Genomic DNA, 19,702 nt, shown 5'->3' on the forward strand with positions numbered 1-19,702 from the left:
GGGTAGGCAACGCAGGGTGCGCCGGCCGGCAGTGCGGAATCGCCGGCCTGCGCGTACCGTCGCATGCCGGTCACGGGCCATCACTGCCAGGGCGATGCTCACATGCAGGCAGTGGGCAAAGCCGACATTTCGTCTCAGCACTGCGCAGGCGTGCGCGCCGTCACGACCCATCCATGCACAGGCTGGCCACGCTCGCTGCGCAGCACATCCAGCGTGATTGCCATTGGCTGCAGACCTGCGCTGTGCAAGGCGGCCGCCACATGCGCATGGCTGTGCCGATAGCGGCCGCTGGCATCGAGATCGACCCGATCGCCGTCTGTATCCAGCGCTTCGACGGTGAAGCCAAGCACGCCGCCAGGCCGCAATGCACCGGCCGCCGCCGCCAGCACCGGTTGCAGCGCACCGAAGTACACCAGCGTGTCTGCGCAGGCCACCACATCCCAGCGCGCCGGCGTTCCCTGCAGGTAGGCGGTGAGTTCGGCCACCTCCAGCGCATCGTAGCCGCCGCGCTGATGCGCCTTGGCCACCATGCCCGGCGACAGGTCCACACCCACCAGCTGCTGCGCATAGGGCCGCAGCAGGGGGGCGCACAGCCCGGTGCCGCAGCCGGCATCCAGGATGGCCAACGTGGCGCTCGGCGCGGGCAGGCATGCCGCCAGTGCTTCGGTCAGGCACTGCGGCGCGCGGTAATCCAGGTTATGCAGCAGTTGTTCGTCGAAGCTGTCGGCAAAACCATCGAACAGCTCGCGCACATAGCTGTCCCCGGCACGCGGCGGCGCAGCGGCGCCACCGCAGGCCGCGAGCATGTGCGCGGCCACTGCATTGCCCGGGTCGCGCGCCAGCCACGCACGGTAGACTGTCTGCGCCTGCAGGTGCTCGCCGAGCAGATAGAGCCCGGTGCCCAGCGCCTCGCGCGCCGGCAGATGCTCCGGCGCCAGGGTGCAGGCCTGCTGCAGGCACTCCACCGACTGCTGCAGATGCTCGGCGGCCTGCGCGTTGTTGCGCAGGAACAGCCCCAGCACGTAGTGCGCCTGGGCCGAGTCCGGATGGGTATGCAACAGCGCCGCGTAGGTGACGAAGGCCTCCTGCGGGCGCCGCTGCGCTTCCAGCACCGCAGCCAGATTGGTCAGCGCATCGGCATGGGCGGGTGCCAGCGTCAGGGCGCGGCGGTAGCACTGTTCGGCATCGCCCAGCCGCCCGCATTCGCGGTGGATATTGCCCAGGTTGTTGCAGGCATCCGGCTGGGCGGGATCCAGCGCAAGCGCCTGGGTGATCGAGGCCACGGCCGCGTCGCTCTGCCCGCGCTGATGCAGCAGGACGCCGTGGAAGTGCTGTGCGTCCACATGCGCGGGCTGTGCATCCAGCACCTGCCTGTACAACTGTGCGGCGCGGTCGAACTGGCCGCTGCGGTGCGCGTCGATGGCGTGTTGCAAGGTGTCCGGCGGCAGGCGGGTGGCGGTGTGCATCGGGGCTCTCCTAGGGGCGGCAAGATGACGACGGAGCGACTGCAGTGCGGGTGCGGGCTCGACGATGCGCGTGGTGACCGGTCAGTGCGTACTGCGCGCCAGCGTTGCGCCTGTTGCAGGCGCAGTGCCCCCGCGGCATCGCAACCATGGCCATGGCTGTGGCCTGGACGTACGCCGGGAACGTGCAGCAACCGTCCCACGCGCGGCGGCGGCGCTCAGCCGATCAGTACGGTGAAGCACCCCAGGGTGATCACTCCGCCATGTGCGGTGCTGTCGCCCAGGCGTGCGGCCGGCTGGCCGGCGATCAACACGGTGGGCGCACCGGCCACGATGCTGTCCGGCGGGCCCACACACACCGCCGCATCGCCGATGCGTGCGGCAGGCAGGCCACCGATCAGCACCGTGGGCGCACCGGGGCCGAGGATGGGACCGCCCACGTGCGGCACCACTCCGGTCACCATCGGGCAGACGTGCAGGTCGGTCAGGCGTGCGGCGGGTTGCATGGCAACGCTTCGATGCAATCGGTGGCGGGCACTGTGCCGCGCCTGTTCACCGCTGACCCGGCAATTCGTCTCAGCGCTGCGCCACCACCGAGGTGCTCGCTGCGTCGGCATCGGCGGGCGTCGGCGTTGCCGGTTGCACCTGCGCCAGGGTCTGCCGTGCGGCGCGCAACGGTTCCTCGGCGTTGCCGAAGATGCCGGTGAGGATCTGTACCGCCTGCTGCGCATGCGCGCGTGCGTCGGCTGTCTGGCCCAGGGTGCGCTCGGCTTCGGACATGCCGCGCAGGATCTCGGCGGTCTGCGGGTGCGCACGGCCCAGCACCCGCAGCGAGGCCGTCAGCGCGGCGCGCTGTTCGGCCAGCGACTGCGCTGCCTGCCCGGCATCCAGCAACCAGAACGCGTGGTTGCTGCGGAAGGTGATCGTCTCAGGCGCGTCTTCGCCAAACGTGCGGCGTGCCCGCTCCAACGCCGCCCGGTAATGCGGGCCGGCCTCGGCCACCTTGCCCTGTTGTCGCAATGCGCCGGCCAGGTTGCCTTCCACCATCAGCGTGTCGGCGGCGTTGTCGCCATAGAGCTTGCGGTGGATCTGCAGCAGCGGCGTCAGCTCGGCCTCTGCGCCGGCGAAATCGCGCTGCATCAGCAGATACACCGACAGGCTGTTGCGCATCGACAGAACGAACGGATGCTCGGGCCCGTCCAGGGCGATGCGGTCGCGCAGCAGGGCGCGCTGCAGGGTGATCGCCGGCGCCAGTTGCCCGACCTCGGCCAGCATGGCGGCGTAGACGTTGCCGGCGTTGATGCGCTGGCCCGCACGCGTGGCGGGGTTGGCCAGCGCCGCCACGTAGGCATGCCGGCTCTCGGTCATGGCCTCGGCGATGCGGCCCTGGTCGCGCAGCGTCCAGGCCAGCCACCCGCGCATGTCGTTGGCCATGGCCTGCTGCTGCGCGTCGCCGCGCTGCGCTTGCGCGATGCCCTGGCGCAGCAGCTGCGCCGCTTCCCCGCGCTTGCCGGCACCACGCAGCGCCTGGCCCAGCATGGAGGTGGCCTTCAGCGCCGGCAGGCTGCCCTCGCCCGCGCTCTCCCGCGCCAGCCGCTGCGCGGTGCGCAGGTGCTCCACCGCCTGCGGATACTTGGCCAGCGCAATCAAGGTACGGCCCAGTGTCAGTTCGACATCGGTGCGTGCGTCGGGCTGGCCGGCCAGCTCGCGCGCCGCACGCTGCGAGGCCTGCTCCAGCACGCGCAGCATCAGCGTCTTGTCCAGATCCTGCGCCACGCCCGGGTCCACGCTGGACAGTACCGAACTCATGAAGTCGCCGGTGACCCGTGCGCGTTGTGCATCGCGCGCAGCCTGCTGCAGCGACCACAGCGTGGCGCCCACGCCGCCGATCGAGGCCACGGTCACCAGCCCGCCGGCCAGCACACCGCTGCGATGGCGCTGGGTGAACTTGCGCAGCCGCAACCAGCGGCCGGCCTGCAGGGCGCGCGGCGGGTAGCCGTCGAGCCAGCGGTGCAGATCGTCCAGCAGCGCCGACACCGACGCATAGCGTGCACCCGGTTCGGGTGCCAGGGCGCGCAGCACGATCGCATCCAGGCCATCGCGCAGCTGCTGCAGCAACTGCACAGGGGCGGTGGCGCGCGCGGCGCAGATGCGTGCGCGCGCATCGGCCGGCACCGCAGCCACCCGTTGCGAAGGTGGCTGCGGCACGCCATCGCTGCCGGCCACCGGCGCCAGCCCGCAACTCAACTCGTAGAACATCGCGCCCAGCGCATAGATGTCGCTGCGTGCGTCCACCTCCTGCGCGCCGCGTGCCTGCTCCGGGCTCATGTAGCCGGGCGTGCCGCGGCCGTGCGCCGAGGTCAGCCCCGGGTTGGCCGCATCGATGGCGATGCCGAAATCGATCACCCCCGGCATCGGCCGCCCGTCGATGTCGCTGACCAGCACATTGCTGGGCTTGAGATCGCGATGGATCACGCCCTTCTGGTGTGCATGCTGCACCGCCTCGCTCACCCGCAGCATCAGCAGCACGCGTGCGTGCAACGACAGCCGGTGCTCGTCGCACCACCAGGTGATGGGCTCGCCGCGCAGGTACTCCATCACCAGGTACGGCCGGCCCTGGGCGTCGGTGCCCACATCGTGGATCTGCGCGATGGCCGGGTGCACCATCTGCGCGAGCAGCCGGCATTCGAATTCGAACAAGGCGCGGCCCTGCGCATCCAGCGCGTCGGCGGCCACCAGCTTGATCGCTACCTCGCGCTCGTAGGCACCATCGGCGCGGTGCCCCAGGTACACCTGGCCCATGCCGCCGGCACCGAGCAGGCGGTCGATCGCCCACGCGCCGAAGCGCGTACCCGCCGGCAGCTCAGGCAGTGGCGCGTGCAACGCGGCTACGGCCTGTTTCAACGGCGCGCGTATCCGCAAGGTGGCCTGCGATTCCACCGCCAGCATCGCCAGCAATTCATCGCGCAACACGGCATCGTCGCCGGCCTGCACGCGCGCGAACGCGTCGCGCTCTGCGGGCGGCAACAGGCAGGCCTGGTGAAACAAGGCCTCCAGCCGTTGCCAGGTGGTGGCCACGCTCACAGCTGCGCCGCCAGCCAGACCCGTGCAAAGCGCAGGTCGCGCTCCAGCGTGGGCACCGACACCTCCAGCTGCTCGGCCGCTTCGGCCACGCTGAAACCCACCAGTTCGGTCAGCGCGAAAGCGCGGGCCTTGCGCTCGTCCACCTGCGCCAGCTTGTCGAAGGCATCGGCCACCAGCATCAGCGCCTCCGGTCGCGCCGCGCCATCGGACAGGCTGATGGTCAACGTCACCGCCTGCCCCAGCCGCTTGGCGCTGGCCTGCTGGCGCGCCAGATCCACCAGCAGATGCCGCATCTGCAAGGCGGCCACTGCATAGAAGTGGGTGCGCGACCGGAATGCCTGCTGGCCGTGTTCCAGCCGCATCCAGGCTTCATGCACCAGCTCGGTGGCCTGCAAGCCGGCACGCGCATCGCGCCGCAGCTCGCGCAAGGCCGTGGCCCGCAGCACCTCATAGACCTGCCGCGCCAATGCATCGCCTGCCCCAGGCTCGTCGCGCTGCCAGGCCTGCAACAACTCGGTGATCGGCAGCTCGGACATCGAGGTCCATCTCGCCTGCGTGGACGCGCAGTATCCCGCATTGGCGAGCAAGCGGAACAGCCGAGACGTAACGGTTTAGGACAGCGACCAAAGCGAGCGCGCTCACCGCCAGGCGAACGCGGCCGGTGCCCGGTGCGGCATGTGCCCTCGTACACGCCGGTTGCTCAGCGCAGTCGACACCACCTGACAACCGCCCGCTAAGGTTTGGCAGCCGCTATTGGCTGGCTGGGACGCAGCGGCAGGCGAGCGGCGGCGGTTGCAGCCAGCTAGACCGTCACGGTCAACGCGTTACCAATCCCTTATATAGCGCACCCACCCCGTCCGGCTCACCCACCTAGCAGCCAGGCTCACGCCCGGCCGCATAGCGCAGGCCCTGCCGCAGCTGGGCCAGGAACTCCGCATTCGCATACACCGCCGCATCGTGGCCCAGCCCGGTGTACCAGGCTCGTCCGCCGTCAAAGGCATGGCACCAGGCGATCGGGTGGTCGGCACCCATCGTGCCGCCGACATACAGCCGCTCATCCACTGTCGCGATCACCTGTACCTGCCCGCGCGGGTTGTGCCGGTAGTTGTAGATCTCATCGGTGATCGGCCACCCCTTGCCGACCGCCTGCCCATCTCGCTCAGGCTGCACACGCGTGGACTGCAGCCCCGGCGGGTGCCCCTTGAACCAGGCCCCGACCAGCTGCCCGTACCAGGGCCACTGGTAGCCGGTGTCGGCGGCCGAATGTACGCCCAGAAATCCACCGCCCTGCCGAACGAATCCTTCGAACGCCTGCTGCTGCGCCGGCGCCAGAATCTCCCCGGTGGTGCTGGCGAACGCCACCACCCGGTAGCGCGCCAGGTTGTCGGCAGTGAAGACCTCCGCGTCCTCGCTGTGATCGGCCGCCATGCCCTCCGCTGCCGCCAGCTGGCGCAATGTCGCCACCGCCGTCGGAATCGACTCGTGACGGAACCCGGCGGTCTTGCTGAAGATCAACATGCGCTCCGGAGCGGACGCGGCAGTGGCGGTGAGGGAGGCGAGCATGCAGATCAGGGCGAGCAGGAGTCTGTGCATGCATGCATTGTTGCGCGATCTGCGCCTTGTTCAAATAGCGCTGGCCCACTACGTCGCCGTAGCGACAGTGACCCCGACGCGTATGCAGCGAACTGAAGCCGACGCCGTGGCACCGATCCGCACTTGGTGCAGGCGTAGCGGGCGCGCCCTAGTACACCTGCTGCAACGCCTGTCTTTGTCGACGCCGAATGGTGTGTCCTGGCGTGTCGTGCGATGTCCAGCTCAAGCCGCTGAGAGCCCTGCTTGATTACCGCCCATGCACAGAGTGCCGGTCAGTCCATCGATACTTTTCTCAAGCAGCCAAGAGGCATTGATCACTCCACACACAATGGCGTTTGACGTAGACACGCAATCGCTTAGGTGTCGCGTGGCATGCAGCATGCCGATACGCCAGCGCTTGCCGGCGTACAGCGACGCAGGCCACTCACGCTCAGCGCTTGGCCGCCTCGCACAGTTTGCGATTGAACCAAGTGGACCTGGCGATAGGCAGGTAGGCATCCCAGTCGCTGGGCGGAAGCATCGTGCTGTTCTTGTCCAGCTCCGCTTGAAACGAGGCCTCGTCCTGGCTGCGACCGGCCATGGTCTGATCCAGCGCCGCCAGGCACTCCTGCGGGCGGTTCAGGCGCAGCAGGGTGAGGGCCCTGTCGTTGGCGAAACGGTCGCGATCGAGCCAGGTGAAAAACTCGCCGCACTCGCCTGCGAATGCCTGCATGCCAGCGAGCGCTTCGGCATAGCGCTTACCGCGATAGTCCCGCAGGTACGCCTCACGTTGTCGGCTGCTGGCCGCCGAAGTGCAGCCGGCCGGCAACTGCAGATAGTCGCCTTCGAAACCGGCGCGCATGCCGCAGTAATCGCGGCAGCTGTCCTGGGTCAGCGCGGCGATGCTGAAGCCACCCGCCACCGGCTTGAACGCTAGCTTGCAGGGCGCATCGACAGCATCGCTCACCTCCGCCTTGTCACCCTGCAGCGTGCCCGACAGCGAACAGCTGTGGCCGTTGGCGCCCATGGTGAGAATCTCGAACTGGCGCACCCCGCCCTTGTCGTTGACCTGCAGGCTGCCCCAGCCTTGCTTGGTGCTGTACTCGCCAGGCGTCGGACCGGCCGCCACCGCGCCGAACGCCGCCAGCCACACCAGTATCCCGCTCCATCCATATCGCCGTGACATTGCTTCGCCCTGTGTTCGACCAAGCGGCAAGTGTGCGGCATCGTGGCGACGCCAGGCCAGTCAGGTGTAGACCATCAACCCCAGCAGATCGAGCGCGCCGTGCGCCAGGATCGCCGGCCACAGCCGCCCGCGTCGGGCCACCCACCAACCCAGGATCAGCCCGATCACCAGGATGCTGATGGCGCCAATCGGGCCCTGATAGAGGTGATACGACGTGCGGAGCGCCACGCTGACATTCACCGCGAACGCCCGGCCATGGCGCGGCTCCAGGGCGCGGATCACGTAGCCGCACACGAATACCTCCTCGAAGATCGGGTTGATCAGCGAGATCGCCAGCACAGCCGTGATCGACAGCTGCCCGGCGACCATCGCATCGAATGGATGCGTGTTGCTCCCCAAGCTCCAGTTCAACAGCGTCAGTGGATAGGTGACCAACAGGCACACCGCCAGCAAGCCGAGCCCCGCCGCCAGGTCGCGCAGCTGCCACTGCAGCCCCAGTGACTGCGGCCTCCATCCGCGGAACCACAGCACTGGCAGCAAGATCGCCAGAACGAGCAGTTCGTAGAACACCATGCCCCACAAGCTCGCGTCGGAGAAGACAGGCTCGACGGCGTCGCGCGCGACTGCCAAAACGCTGGACCAGATCGACAGCCCGAACGCGATCGTCACCACGAGCAACAACTCGCCCCATCCAGCAGACGCTCCTTCACGCTCCTGCATCGATCTTCCTTGGCATGCCTTGATTGCAGATACTCAACTTGACACGCCCTGTCTAGCGGCAGGCCTGCACGACCGCCCGTTCGACAGCCTGCATGAAATCCGGATCGCGACGCATCGTAGTATCGGCGCGCGCGCTATCGCGCACGTGGGTGGCGCGCGTACACGCCTCGGGGCTGGGCTTGCGCTCGTAACTGATCAGGCGTGAGCCCAGGTTTGATTCCTGGTTATTGCCGGACGCCGCTTGCGTACCGGCCTGCGCAGCTGTTGCCGTTGCCGTCGGGGCCGGCGCGGCTTGCTTGGTCCAACGCTTCTGCTCGGCGCCGTCGGCGCACGGCGTGGACTGGTAAACGGTGCCCAGCTTTGCATCGCTGCACTTGTAGGCCGACTGCGCCGCTGCCGGCCATGCCAGTATGTACATCACCATCGCAAGACTTCTTTTCATTGATGCCTCCCCCAAACGGCATAGCTTACCCATAGCCGGGCGCGAGGCGTCGTTCCTCAGAGCAGCATGTGTTTTTCTTCGGTGGCGAGGATGGGCAAAGCGCGCCTAGCGTCTTGCTACTGGCCGACTTGGACCGCCACAAAACCGGCACATTGCCGATGGCAGCGCCAAGCGAACGCACAGTGCTCGCTGACCAATGTCGCATGCACTTCTTGCTGCCCCAGGGACAACTCCAGCCGGCGATGGAAGTGCAAAGACCTGCAGGTACCGCCGACGCGCAAGCACAGCGGCCATTGACGCATTTTGCGGGCATTGAGCGGCTCGCCGGCACCGCAAGTCGCCGTTGTCGACCGATAGGTTAACCTGGCCCCCGTTACCCCGGCTTTGTGATACCGGGTTAATTACTTCGTACTTTCGTTCGTTCCGGTCCTTTGCTGACAAATGTGGTTTTCAGAACGTCACAATGATTGGACAGTGGTCTGATATGTCGTCGAGCGGGTTGATGCTTTTAGAAAAGTTAGCCACTGCGGGAGCAATATTAAGCACCTCGACATTGGTCGCAATACTATTCCCGGAGACTGCATAATCGTACGTCCTAGAAACTCCAATCTTAGCGTTATGCGTATCCCCATTAAAGGCAACATTGAAGGAATTAAGATCGGAACCACTCTCTTGCATGGCGAGGATGAGAGCAGCAGGCTCACAATTAAGATCTCCCATTAACACAAAAGAGCCGTTGTGCAGCTGATGGAGTGCTTCGGCTACCCACCCAACTAAAAAGGCCGCCTTCCCGCTAGCATTGGCATGGTAAACATATAAACTTATCCCGTTCAAAGCCCCCAGACATGCAACATGACGCTTGCTTTGCTTTGTGAATTCACCGCCGCCTTTTTTCCAGGGCGAAGTCCCGAAAACGTCCCTGAAGCTTGGAGGATTAAAGCGCATTAATACACTTTCATCCAGCTCATCATCGATAGCTGCGTAGCCGAGCTGAGCCTTGGTCCCCTTTGCGCTCCGCTTAGCAGTGACTACTTGCTTGTTGATGGCCACACCTCCAAGCTCAAGGTCGCTTGTAACTTCGCATAGGACAGCAAATTCCGCGTTGTGCAGATGGAACGCTTCGGCGACAACTTGCTCCATTATTTTTTGCTTGCTGCCTGGCGTTCCAGTGCCAAGCCGCTGGACATTCCAGAATAGAATCCTCATTCCAGGCACCCTGTCTTTAAATAAATCGGCTGATAGCAAAGCCACCGCCTTCTGACACTGATGTTAATCATCACAGTCCTCCAATCCGAATAGGCAAATCACTCTGGCCCCTTTGCCCCCCTTTGTTCCTGCTTCTTTGTTTGTTTACTTTGTTTGGGCGAGGTTCTCACTGCGTTTTTAAGGCCGTCCCTAACGCACTACCCGATAGCTTCGTCCATTCCAACGCACTATTCGATAGTGCCCATTACCTCTTCCGGTATGCCCACCAATCCCATACACTGAAACCACGCCCCCCACTCGCGTAAACACAATAACTACATTTGCCCCAGGGATAGTCTGATGCCTCGCGGCAAATCCGACCCCCCATATATCCTCACCAATACTGTCATGCTGGGGACCATTAACAACACTAATCAATGCATTTCTCTCAGCATCACTGTAAGTCAGTCCCCCAAGCACTCCAACCAGGTGTGCACCACTGTGATGAATGACAATAGGCGCAACACCTACGGCTATATTTATTTCATTTATCGAGCTGCATCGACTGCACAGCCAGCCATCTTGCGTGTTCTGGCCAGTATTGAATGGTTCTCTTCGAGCACAAAAATAACAATTTGACATGACAGCACCTCGGTATTGAAGACCACAAATCCTGCAGCCACAGCCACATATTCTCAAAATTTAATCGCAATTTTTAATTAAATCTGTAATAAAACATGGATTTGCCCGCACCCATATTTATGCCGTCAATGTCTCGACCTTTTAACATCCTTTCAATAAGCACTCGGCTGATCTCCGGCAGCATCGTGTTGGTCAAAATCGCATCGATCATCCGCCCGCCCGACTCGCTCTCGGTGCACCGCGAGACCACCAACTCCACCACCGAATCTTCATACTCGAACGGAATCCTGTAACGCTCCTCAATCCGCTTCTTGATGCGATTCAACTGCAGCCGCACGATCTGCCCCAGCATGGCCTTGCTCAGCGGGTAATACGGAATCGCCACCAACCGCCCGAGCAATGCCGGCGGAAACACTTTCAATAACGGCTCGCGAATGGCTTTTGCCATGGCCTCCGGATCCGGCATCAGTTCCGGGTCCTTGCACAGGCTGGCGATCAGGTCGGTGCCGGCGTTGCTGGTGAGGATGATCAAGGTGTTGCGGAAGTCGATGCGGCGGCCCTCGCCGTCTTCCATCCAGCCCTTGTCGAAGACCTGGAAGAACAGTTCGTGTACGTCGGGGTGGGCCTTTTCCACTTCGTCCAGCAGCACCACCGAATAGGGTTTGCGGCGTACCGCTTCGGTGAGCACGCCGCCTTCGCCGTAGCCGACATAGCCCGGCGGTGCGCCCTTGAGCGAGGAGACGGTGTGCGCCTCCTGGTACTCGCTCATGTTGATGGTGATCAGGTTTTGTTCGCCGCCGTAGAGCGTCTCTGCCAGAGCGAGTGCGGTTTCGGTCTTGCCCACGCCGGAGGTGCCGGCCAGCAGGAACACACCGATCGGTTTGTCCGGGTTGTCCAGGCCGGCGCGGCTGGTCTGGATGCGCTTGGCGATCATCTCCATGGCGTGGTCCTGGCCGATCACGCGCTTGGCCAACAACTCCGGCAAGCGCAGCACGGTATCTATTTCGTTGCGCGCCAGGCGCCCGACCGGGATGCCGGTCCAGTCGGCGACCACGGCAGCCACTGCCTGGTAGTCGACGGTCGGCAGGATTAGCGGCGATTCGCCCTGCAGTGCGCCCAGTTCCGCCTGGACCAGCTGCAGGCGCGCGAGCAGCGTGTCGCGATCCACGCGTATTGGTGCTTCGAGCACGGCGGTGTCGCCAGACGCTGCCTGCACGGCATTGGCATTGGCATCGGCGTCTGCTTCCGCGTCTGCTTCCGCTTCCGCTTCCGCTTCCAATGCACTACCGGTACCTTCCACCGGCGCATGGCCGCTACGCAGTTGCGCGCGTAGCGACAGCAGTTCATCCACCAAAGCTTTCTCGGCAACCCAGCGCTGCTCCAGATCACGCAGGCGGCCGTGCTCGCTTTCCAGCAGGCCAGCACACGCAGCAGCACGCTCCTCCACCACGATACCGATGGCACGCTCGCGCGCGATGATGGCGTGTTCGGTGTCCAGCGATTCGATGCGGCGGCGGCTGTCGTCCACCTCGGCCGGCGTGGCGTGCAGGCTCACCGCCACGCGCGCGCAGGCGGTATCCAGCAGGCTCACCGATTTGTCCGGCAGCTGGCGCGCGGGGATGTAGCGGTGGCTGAGTTTGACCGCCGCTTCCAGCGCCTCGTCCAGGATCTGCACGCTGTGGTGCTGCTCCATCATCGAGGCGACGCCGCGCATCATGCGCACGGCCTTGGCCTCGTCCGGCTCGTCCACCTGCACGGCCTGGAAGCGCCGCGTCAATGCCGGGTCTTTTTCGATGTACTTCTTGTACTCGGCAAACGTGGTGGCGCCGACGGTGCGCAAGGTGCCGCGCGCCAACGCGGGCTTGAGCAGGTTGGCCGCATCGCCGGTGCCGGCTGCGCCACCGGCGCCAACCAGGGTGTGGGTTTCGTCGACAAACAGGATTATGGGCTTCGGGCTGGCCTGCACTTCGTCGATCACCGCGCGCAGGCGCTGTTCGAACTCGCCCTTCATGCTGGCGCCGGCCTGCAGCAGACCCACATCGAGCGTGCGTAGTTGTACGTCTTTCAATGCCGGCGGCACGTCGCCGCGTGCGATGCGTTGCGCAAAACCTTCCACTATCGCGGTCTTGCCCACGCCGGCTTCACCGACCAGGATCGGGTTGTTCTGGCGGCGGCGCATCAGGATGTCGACCACTTGACGGATTTCGTCGTCGCGGCCGATGATCGGGTCCAGCTTGCCCTCGCGCGCCTGTGCGGTGAGATCGGTTGTGAATTTCTTCAGCGCTTCCTGCTTGCCGAATGCGGCCGGTGCGATGGCGCCACTGGCTTCGCCCGGTGCGGCGGTCTGGCCGAGCGAAAAGCCGTCGCTGGGCAGCAAACCATCTTCCGGCGAGCCGGCCACGATCTGCGCAAAGTGTTCATTGAGCGCGGCAGGTTTTAGTTTGTCGAATTCCTTTGAGATCGCCAGCAGGGCATTGCGCAGGCCACGCACGCTCAGAATGCCGACCACCAGATAGCCGGTGCGTACCTGCGCTTCACCAAAACTCAGTGAGGCATACACCCAACCGCGCTCCACCGCTTCTTCCACATTGGCCGACAGGTCGGTCACCGCAGTGGAGCCACGCGGCAAGCTGTCGAGTGCAGCGGTGAAATCGCGCGCCAGCGTTGAGGGATTGAGCTGGAATTGCTTGATGATGCGGTGCAGGTCCGAATCCTGCAGCTGCAGCAACTGATGCAGCCAGTGCACCAGTTCCACATACGGGTTGCCGCGCAGCTTGCAGAACACGGTGGCGCTTTCGATGCCGCGATAGGCGAGTGGATTGAGCTTGCCGAACAGGGCACTGCGGGAGATCTCGGCCATGATGCGTCCTTCGAAGTCGGTACGTTGCGTGTGAGCGTGTGTGTGAGCGGCAATGGCAGCGGTGCGGTCAGCCGGAAGGGCGCAGCACCACCTCGTCGGCGTCGGCAATGCTCCAGGCGCGGCGGCCAAGCCAGGTGTCCAGGCCTAGGCGGCTATTGCGTGCCAGCTGCGGTGTGGGTACCTCGTCGGCCTTGAGCAGCAGCTGCAGCTCCCAGCCGAATTCGTCGCCCAGATAGCTACGCACCGCTGCGGTGAGTTGGCGTAGCGCCTGGCCGCCGGGCAAGAAACGTTGAAAGGCAATGCGTGGCAATGGCCCCAGGCGGATGCGGACGCGCTGTTGCGCGCCGCGCACGTGTGCGCCCACCACGCTATCCACGCCCAGGCGTACGTTGCGCGGGCCGATGCCTAGTTGCAGGTGCGCGTCGGCCGGCAAGCGCATCCATTCGGCGATGAATTCCTGCACCTGCACCGGCCAGTCGAACAGTGTGTGCAGCACGGCACGCAAGCCTTCCGGTGTGCGCGTGACCGCGCCAAACCGGCCGGCGTGATAGCGGCGCGCTTCATCGGGCAGTGCGTCGCGCTCGCGCAGGTGCGGGCTGGCGATACCGACCAGTGCATCCAGCCAGGCACGGAACTGATCGCTGGCTGCGCGCTCGGCCTGCACGGTGGGCTGCGCCTGTGCCCAGGCACGATAGAACAGGCTGAGCATGCGGTGATGGAACACATCGGCAAACGCGGCGAAGGTGCCATCCTTGGCTTGCTGCGCACGCTCGATGGCGTATTCGGTCAGATGCAGCGGCAGCGGCGCATTGGGACCGAACAGGCCCAGAAACACCCCATACAACGCAGCCGGTCGATCGTCGGTTGCCGGCACGTAGCGCTCAAGCGCGTGCGGTGCGAATGCCAGCGATGGCGTATGCCGCAAACGCAGCACATCGTCACTGGCGCGCGCCGATTCGCCCAGGCGCGGCTGCTGCGGATGGCAGCGCTCGATCGCGCGCAAGGCCGCGAACGGGCTGAAATCCTGTGGCCGGGTCTGCAGCGCCTGGGCCAGCGCCGCAGCCGCCGCGCTCACAGGCGGGGGCGCGTGCCGGGCTGGGCTGGCCATCGGGCCACCTCGTTGCGTTCGGTGGTGCGCAGGACCGTTTCGGTAAAGGAATTCACCGAGACATAGCGCGCAAAGAAGTGCCGCAGCACCGAAGCGAGCAGGAATGCGCCGGTACCTTCGAAGGCCGCGTCCTCGCAGGTGAGGGTGATCTCCAGGCCGCGACCGAAGGTGATCGGGCCAGGCACCGGAATGCGCCGCACGATCGGCGTGCCGGTCACGTGCTTGACCCCTTCAATCTGCCGCTGCGCCGAGGCATCGAACGGGTCGCAATACAAGGTGAGGATTTCGCGTAGCGCCGCCGCACCGTTGGGTCCATCTTCGAATAGCGACAGGTAATTGAGCTGCAACTGGCTGAGCAGGCGCCAGGCGGTCTGCCCATCGGACAGCGCCGGGCGCGGCTTGGTCGGCCCGGCCACGCAGCGTACGCTGCGCACCGGCACGCCGCTGTCCATCGTGAAGTCGCTTGCCCCCTTGCCCACCGGCATGTGCAGCGGCAGATCGCGGTTGCTGCACCACAGCTGCAAGCCGAGTTGGCGCAGGCTGCTGGCCTGCGCCTGGTCATTGGCATCGACCAGGCTGACGAAGACCTCGCTGCCCACATAACTGGAACGCGCCCCGTCGCGACGTTGCCGCGCAGACAACACCCGCGGCTCGCGGCGCATGCTGTAGAACGCGCCATGCCGCGCATGCCAGGTACGCGCATCGCCGCCGTAGAACGCGGTGAAGCGTTGTTCCGGTTCTTGGCGGTCGCCGAAGCCCTCCACGTCGCCCAGATGATGGATCTCGAAATCCATCGGCCGGGTGCGATCGGCCAGCACGTGATACTCGTGCTGGCCCGCCTGCAGATGGATGCGGTCGGCGCGGCGTTCGAACAGGTTGATGGCCGGCGTGCAGAACAGCGTGAAGTGTTCGGCGCTCACTGCGGCGGCCAGGCTGGGCACGCTACGCGACAGCAGAATCACCACCTCGAAACTGTTGCCGTGCAGGCGACGCAATGCAGCGCGCAAGCCGGTGAGTTCGGCGAACAGGAAGCGCTCCGGGCACGCGAAGTATTCCTGCAGTAGGCGGTAGCCACTGAACGAGCGCCCGTCGTATGGGATCAGGCTGTCTTCGTCGGCATAGCCGCGCATCTGCAACGCATCGGCGCCTTGCAGCGTTTGCAGCGGCGCGCCCTGCGCATCGCTGCCGCGTACTAGCACGGCGCTGGTGTCGGCATGCAGTTGTTCGTACAGCCGCTTGGGCAGTCCATCGGCACCGGCCAGGAACAGCGGCAGCCGGTCCAGCGCCAGGCCTTGGGTCTGGGCACCGCCCACCAGCTCGAAGCGCAAGCGGATGCCGGCGCGCACGCTGCGCCCGGCGGGTAGCGCGATGCCTGCCGCCGCCATCGCAGCCGGCGACTCCAGGTACTTGGCATCGGCCACCTGCAGCGGCCACAGCGTCACTGCATGCGCGGTGCGGAATTCGCAGGCGGTGCGTTCGCCAGCGCCGATCAGGCTGCGCAAGGCGCTCTGGCGCGGCACCGTCACCCCGGCCGCTAGGCCACTGTCTTTCAGGTCCGGCTGCAGCTGCACCACCGCCATCGACGGCAGCGGCGCCAGGTAATGCGGGTAGACCATTTCCAGCAGGTGCTGGGTGAATACCGGGTACTGCGCGTCCAGCTTGAGCTGCACGCGCGCGGCCAGGAATGCGAAGCCTTCAAGCAGACGCTCCACGTACGGGTCGGCGCATTCGAACGCATCCAGCCCCAGCCGCCCAGCGATCTTGGGATACTCGCGCGCAAACTCGGCGCCCATGTCGCGCACATGCTGCAATTCGCGGCTGTAGTACGGGAGCAGGCGCGGGTCCATCTCAGCCATGCCCTTCGACGACATCGAGCCGGCCGGTTTCCAGATCCAGCGCGGTTTTCAGATACAGGTTCAACGGCAACGGCTGCGCCCACATCTCCGATTCGATGGTGAATAGCAGTGAGCGCCGGTCCATGCGCGCGGCATCGGCATGCACGCTGACGCGTAGCGTGTCGGGGATCAGGCGGGGTTCGAACGCCAGGATCGCCTCGCGAATGCGCTGCTGCAGTGCCGCCGCATCGATGCCGGTGACCGCCACGCCGGCCAGATCCGGGATACCGAAGTTGAGGACCGAGCGCTGCACCTGCGGATACGCGCCCAACGGATGGCTGGTGTCCAGATTGACCGCATTCAACAACCACGACAGATCGCGGATCACGCACTCGCGCAGACGTGTGGCCGAGATCACGCGTTGCTCGCGGCTCTCTTCGCGCTGACTGGGCACGGTGTCTGTGAGCCGGTCCAGCAGCGAGGGCTGCAGGCGTTCGGTGGTGGTGAGCTCGGCCATGGTGGCTCAGCCCAGGTCCAACTGCAGGTGGCGCACGTCCAGCAACGCCAGCTCACGCGACTCGGTACTCCACATGCGCTGGCCCAGGCCGATCTCGCCCTGCGCGCCCTGTGTCCATTCCGTACGGCGCGCCAGCTGCAGCTCGCCGGTATCTAGATGCTCGCTGCCCGGATACCGCACTGGCATGTACGCAAACGCCTGGCCGCCATTGCGCCACAGCACGCTCACCGGCGCCCACACGGTGTCGCGCAGGTCCGCCGGTGCTTCGAAGCGCAGCTGATGGATCTGTTGCAACGGTGCCCAGGCATAGCCGCTGTCGAGCATCAGTTCGATACAAGGCCCGAAGCGCGCATCGGCATCGGACAGCCATTCAAAGCGTTCGCCATCCAGCACGCCCGCGCTTGCCGGTGCCAGTTCGAAGGCGTGGGCACGCAGCGCGTTTGCCTGCGCGCCATGGCCTTGTGCAGACAGGCGCAGCGCCTGCAGATGCAGTGCCAGCCACTCGGCCGGCTCGCCGATCACGTGCGGCAACTGGGCGCCGGCGAACACCTGCGCCCGTGTCTGCTCGCCCTGCAGTACCGCGAGATACGTCTGCACCAATGGCTGGGTGGTTCCATCCAGCTCCCCGCAGGCACGCAACTGGTCGGCCGCACGCGACCATTGGCCCAGCACGGCCAGCAGCTGAAACAGGAACACGCGCTGCGCAGCATCGGCAGGTTGCCGGCGTACCTGCTGCACCAGCTGCTGCAATGCCTGCGCCGGCTCGCCACGGGCAAGCAGGCTGTGTGCGGTGGCATCCATCGCGCATGTCCTCATCGAAGAAGGGAGCGGTGTCGCTGTCGACACCGCCGGTGATTGCATTAGAGGCATCGGGCGCAGCAGCACACCCACGCGCGCGCGGCTGCCGCAGGGCCGCAGGCGGTGCGATGCAACCGGCATGGACGCATGGCGCGTGCCGATCTCCCATCCGCCCCGCCATCCGGCGATCGCACGCGGTTTGCGTGACGCGTTATGCCTTGGCGACGCCCTGGATGTCGTAGGTGAATTCCTTCGCCCCGCCCTGCGCCGTGCCCTTGTCGTCCTGCGGCTGGAAGCCGTACTTGAACTTGCCGAAGTGCAGCGTCACGTTCTCGGTGAGGCGATCTTCGCCGCCGGAGCCGCCGGTGGACAGCGAAGTGATCAACACGCCTTCGCTCAGCTCGATCGTGAGAAAGTCGCTCTGCTCGCCGGTGGCATTGGTGACGTACAGCCAGGCGTTTTCCACGCGTGCACCGGTGCACACTGCATCGAGCAAGGCGTTGGAGCAGCCGTCCACGTACTTGGTGATGGAGATGTCCTGGATATGCGCCTTGCCGCCGCTGGCCGAGCCGCCACCGGTGTGCAGGTCGCCGGAATTGCTCGCGCCCCACGACCACGCCAGGATCGGAATCTCGCCCTTGTGCTTCTTGTGGTTGGACGCGCCTTCGATCTTGACCTTGCCGCTGCCGAACTTGATGTGCATGTCGAACGCCATGGAACTGCTCCTTCAATGAAAGTGACAACAGGGGTGGCGCAACGCGCAGTGGCGTCGTGCCCGTGACGCGAATGCGTCGGATCAGGCCTTGGCGGCCGAGGGCAAGCGCGAGACCAGGCGCAACGACACGGTCAGGCCTTCGAGCTGGTAATGCGGCTTGAGGAAGAACTTGGAGCTGTAATAGCCCGGCGCGCCTTCCACTTCCTCCACCACCACTTCGGCAGCGGCCAGCGGCTTGCGTGCCTTGGTTTCTTCGCTGGAGTTGGACGGGTCGCCATCGATGTACTGGGTCACCCAACGCGTCAGCCAGCCCTGCATCTGTTCGCGATCGGAGAACGAACCGATCTTGTCGCGCACGATGCACTTGAGGTAATGCGCAAAGCGGCAGCAGGCGAACATGTAGGGCAGACGCGCGCCCAGCGCGGCGTTGGCGGTGGCATCCGGGTCGTCGTATTCGTCGGGCTTGTTCAAGGACTGCGCGCTGATGAAGGCGGCCATGTCCGAATTCTTGCGATGTACCAGCGGCATCAGGCCCATCTTGTCCAGCTCGGCCGAGCGGCGGTCGGTGATCGCCACTTCGGTCGGGCACTTCATGTCCACGCCACCGTCGTCGGTAGGGAAGGTGTGCGTGGGCAGGCCTTCCACCGCGCCGCCGGATTCGATACCGCGAATGCGCGAGCACCAGCCATATTGCTTGAACGAACGGTTGATGTTCACCGCCATCGCATAGGCCGCGTTCTGCCAGGTGTATTTGCTGGAATCGGCGCCGGTGGTCTCTTCTTCGAAATCGAACTCGTCCACCGGGCTGGTGGCTGCGCCGTACGGCAGGCGCGAGAGCGTGCGCGGCATCGCCAGACCGATGTACTTGGCGTCTTCCGACTCGCGCAGCGAGCGCCATGCGGCGTAATCGGGCGTGGAGAAGATCTTGGCCAGATCGCGCGGGTTGGACAGCTCGTTCCAGTTGTCCATGCCCATCAGTTTGGGCGCGGCTGCGGCAATGAAGGGGGCATGCGCAGCGGCGGCCACCTGTGCGATGCCGTTGAGCAATTCCACATCCGGCGGGCTCTGGTCGAAGTAATAATCGCCGACCAGGCAGCCATACGGCTCGCCACCGAGCTGGCCGTATTCCTGCTCGTAGACCTTCTTGAAGATCGGGCTCTGGTCCCAGGCGGTGCCCTTGTAGCGCTTGAGCACCTTGCCCAGTTCCTTCTTGCTGATGTTCAGCACGCGGATCTTGAGCTGCTGGTCGGTCTCGGTGTTGTTGACCAGGTAATGCAGGCCGCGCCAGGCGCCTTCGAGCTGCTGCAGATCGGGGTGATGCAGGATCTGGTTGAGCTGTTCGGTGAGCGTGCGGTCGATCTGCGCGATATACGCCTTGATGGTCTGCGAGACGTCTTCGCTGACCACGTCGCTGCGCGCAAGCACCTGCTCGGCCAACGTACGGACCGCCGATTCCACTTCTTCCTTGGCGCGTTCGCTCTTGGGGCGGAACTCGCGATTGAGCAGCGCGGCAAAATCGCCCTGCTCGGCTGTTTCGGTGCTGCTGCTGGCCAGTGCGGCTTCGGTGGCGGACAT

General features: G+C 65.2%; 16 protein-coding genes and 1 other RNA gene. 1 reads left to right on the forward strand and 16 read right to left on the reverse strand.

Annotated features, from left to right (window positions below; genetic code table 11):
- Positions 1 to 134: 134 nt before the first annotated feature.
- From A7D17_RS07060 to ecfK, 4 genes are all read right to left on the reverse strand, one after another.
- Positions 135 to 1,466 (reverse strand): tetratricopeptide repeat protein, encoded by a 1,332-nt coding sequence (locus tag A7D17_RS07060; protein WP_064508451.1) that lies wholly within the window; start codon positions 1,464 to 1,466, stop codon positions 135 to 137.
- A gap of 215 nt (positions 1,467 to 1,681) precedes the next feature.
- Complete coding sequence (locus A7D17_RS07065) at positions 1,682 to 1,969, reverse strand: PAAR domain-containing protein (RefSeq protein ID WP_029218002.1); 288 nt, start codon at positions 1,967 to 1,969, stop codon at positions 1,682 to 1,684.
- Between the two features lie 70 nt (positions 1,970 to 2,039).
- On the reverse strand, positions 2,040 to 4,565 hold the full coding sequence (locus A7D17_RS07070; protein WP_064508452.1) for a serine/threonine-protein kinase: 2,526 nt from the start codon (positions 4,563 to 4,565) through the stop codon (positions 2,040 to 2,042).
- Positions 4,544 to 5,083: an ECF-type sigma factor EcfK gene (ecfK, locus tag A7D17_RS07075; RefSeq protein ID WP_064508453.1), complete on the reverse strand. Its 540-nt coding sequence runs from the start codon at positions 5,081 to 5,083 to the stop codon at positions 4,544 to 4,546. The genes A7D17_RS07070 and ecfK overlap by 22 nt, the downstream gene beginning before the upstream one ends.
- A gap of 139 nt (positions 5,084 to 5,222) precedes the next feature.
- On the opposite strand from ecfK, the gene A7D17_RS07080 reads away from it, so the two are divergent.
- Positions 5,223 to 5,296: non-coding RNA, sX9 sRNA (locus A7D17_RS07080), on the forward strand.
- Positions 5,297 to 5,417: 121 nt separating this feature from the next.
- Here A7D17_RS07080 and A7D17_RS07085 read toward each other — a convergent pair.
- The 12 genes from A7D17_RS07085 to tssC all read right to left on the reverse strand — a co-directional run bounded on the left by A7D17_RS07085 (position 5,418) and on the right by tssC (position 19,702).
- Positions 5,418 to 6,140: a ThuA domain-containing protein gene (locus A7D17_RS07085; protein WP_064508454.1), complete on the reverse strand. Its 723-nt coding sequence runs from the start codon at positions 6,138 to 6,140 to the stop codon at positions 5,418 to 5,420.
- A 430-nt stretch (positions 6,141 to 6,570) separates the two neighbouring features.
- A complete protein-coding gene (locus A7D17_RS07090) occupies positions 6,571 to 7,305 on the reverse strand; it encodes a hypothetical protein (protein ID WP_064508455.1) in 735 nt (244 codons plus the stop codon).
- A 60-nt stretch (positions 7,306 to 7,365) separates the two neighbouring features.
- The gene (locus A7D17_RS07095) at positions 7,366 to 8,025 is read right to left on the reverse strand and encodes a CPBP family intramembrane glutamic endopeptidase (RefSeq protein WP_064508456.1); all 660 of its coding nucleotides are present in this window, start codon (positions 8,023 to 8,025) and stop codon (positions 7,366 to 7,368) included.
- 52 nt (positions 8,026 to 8,077) lie between these two features.
- A complete protein-coding gene (locus A7D17_RS07100) occupies positions 8,078 to 8,467 on the reverse strand; it encodes a DUF4124 domain-containing protein (protein ID WP_064508457.1) in 390 nt (129 codons plus the stop codon).
- A gap of 450 nt (positions 8,468 to 8,917) precedes the next feature.
- Positions 8,918 to 9,673 (reverse strand): exonuclease/endonuclease/phosphatase family protein, encoded by a 756-nt coding sequence (locus A7D17_RS23985; RefSeq protein WP_153041912.1) that lies wholly within the window; start codon positions 9,671 to 9,673, stop codon positions 8,918 to 8,920.
- Positions 9,674 to 10,367: 694 nt separating this feature from the next.
- Positions 10,368 to 13,154, reverse strand: a complete 2,787-nt coding sequence (tssH, locus tag A7D17_RS07105) for a type VI secretion system ATPase TssH (RefSeq protein WP_064508458.1) — start codon at positions 13,152 to 13,154, stop codon at positions 10,368 to 10,370.
- A 67-nt stretch (positions 13,155 to 13,221) separates the two neighbouring features.
- Positions 13,222 to 14,262 (reverse strand): type VI secretion system baseplate subunit TssG, encoded by a 1,041-nt coding sequence (gene tssG, locus A7D17_RS07110; protein ID WP_064508459.1) that lies wholly within the window; start codon positions 14,260 to 14,262, stop codon positions 13,222 to 13,224.
- Positions 14,226 to 16,109, reverse strand: a complete 1,884-nt coding sequence (tssF, locus tag A7D17_RS07115) for a type VI secretion system baseplate subunit TssF (RefSeq protein ID WP_064508460.1) — start codon at positions 16,107 to 16,109, stop codon at positions 14,226 to 14,228. The genes tssG and tssF overlap by 37 nt, the downstream gene beginning before the upstream one ends.
- A 1-nt stretch (position 16,110) precedes the next feature.
- Entirely contained in the window at positions 16,111 to 16,614 is a 504-nt protein-coding gene (gene tssE, locus A7D17_RS07120) for a type VI secretion system baseplate subunit TssE (protein ID WP_064508461.1), read from the reverse strand.
- 6 nt (positions 16,615 to 16,620) lie between these two features.
- A complete protein-coding gene (locus A7D17_RS07125) occupies positions 16,621 to 17,415 on the reverse strand; it encodes a type VI secretion system accessory protein TagJ (protein ID WP_064508462.1) in 795 nt (264 codons plus the stop codon).
- 208 nt (positions 17,416 to 17,623) lie between these two features.
- Positions 17,624 to 18,127: an Hcp family type VI secretion system effector gene (locus A7D17_RS07130; protein WP_064508463.1), complete on the reverse strand. Its 504-nt coding sequence runs from the start codon at positions 18,125 to 18,127 to the stop codon at positions 17,624 to 17,626.
- An 81-nt stretch (positions 18,128 to 18,208) separates the two neighbouring features.
- Positions 18,209 to 19,702: a type VI secretion system contractile sheath large subunit gene (tssC, locus tag A7D17_RS07135; RefSeq protein ID WP_064508464.1), complete on the reverse strand. Its 1,494-nt coding sequence runs from the start codon at positions 19,700 to 19,702 to the stop codon at positions 18,209 to 18,211.

This window comes from Xanthomonas floridensis, assembly GCF_001642575.1.
GTDB classification, from domain to species: Bacteria; Pseudomonadota; Gammaproteobacteria; order Xanthomonadales; family Xanthomonadaceae; genus Xanthomonas; species Xanthomonas floridensis.

Excerpts from the sequence above, each read along its gene's own strand:
- A7D17_RS07060 (WP_064508451.1), bottom strand. The coding sequence starts at position 1,466 with ATGCACACCGCCACCCGCCTGCCGCCGGACACCTTGCAACACGCCATC.
- A7D17_RS07065 (WP_029218002.1), bottom strand. The coding sequence starts at position 1,969 with ATGCAACCCGCCGCACGCCTGACCGACCTGCACGTCTGCCCGATGGTG.
- ecfK (WP_064508453.1), bottom strand. The coding sequence starts at position 5,083 with ATGTCCGAGCTGCCGATCACCGAGTTGTTGCAGGCCTGGCAGCGCGAC.
- A7D17_RS07085 (WP_064508454.1), bottom strand. The coding sequence starts at position 6,140 with ATGCACAGACTCCTGCTCGCCCTGATCTGCATGCTCGCCTCCCTCACC.
- A7D17_RS07090 (WP_064508455.1), bottom strand. The coding sequence starts at position 7,305 with ATGTCACGGCGATATGGATGGAGCGGGATACTGGTGTGGCTGGCGGCG.
- A7D17_RS07095 (WP_064508456.1), bottom strand. The coding sequence starts at position 8,025 with ATGCAGGAGCGTGAAGGAGCGTCTGCTGGATGGGGCGAGTTGTTGCTC.
- A7D17_RS07100 (WP_064508457.1), bottom strand. The coding sequence starts at position 8,467 with ATGAAAAGAAGTCTTGCGATGGTGATGTACATACTGGCATGGCCGGCA.
- A7D17_RS23985 (WP_153041912.1), bottom strand. The coding sequence starts at position 9,673 with ATGAGGATTCTATTCTGGAATGTCCAGCGGCTTGGCACTGGAACGCCA.
- tssH (WP_064508458.1), bottom strand. The coding sequence starts at position 13,154 with ATGGCCGAGATCTCCCGCAGTGCCCTGTTCGGCAAGCTCAATCCACTC.
- tssG (WP_064508459.1), bottom strand. The coding sequence starts at position 14,262 with ATGGCCAGCCCAGCCCGGCACGCGCCCCCGCCTGTGAGCGCGGCGGCT.
- tssF (WP_064508460.1), bottom strand. The coding sequence starts at position 16,109 with ATGGACCCGCGCCTGCTCCCGTACTACAGCCGCGAATTGCAGCATGTG.
- tssE (WP_064508461.1), bottom strand. The coding sequence starts at position 16,614 with ATGGCCGAGCTCACCACCACCGAACGCCTGCAGCCCTCGCTGCTGGAC.
- A7D17_RS07125 (WP_064508462.1), bottom strand. The coding sequence starts at position 17,415 with ATGGATGCCACCGCACACAGCCTGCTTGCCCGTGGCGAGCCGGCGCAG.
- A7D17_RS07130 (WP_064508463.1), bottom strand. The coding sequence starts at position 18,127 with ATGGCGTTCGACATGCACATCAAGTTCGGCAGCGGCAAGGTCAAGATC.
- tssC (WP_064508464.1), bottom strand. The coding sequence starts at position 19,702 with ATGTCCGCCACCGAAGCCGCACTGGCCAGCAGCAGCACCGAAACAGCC.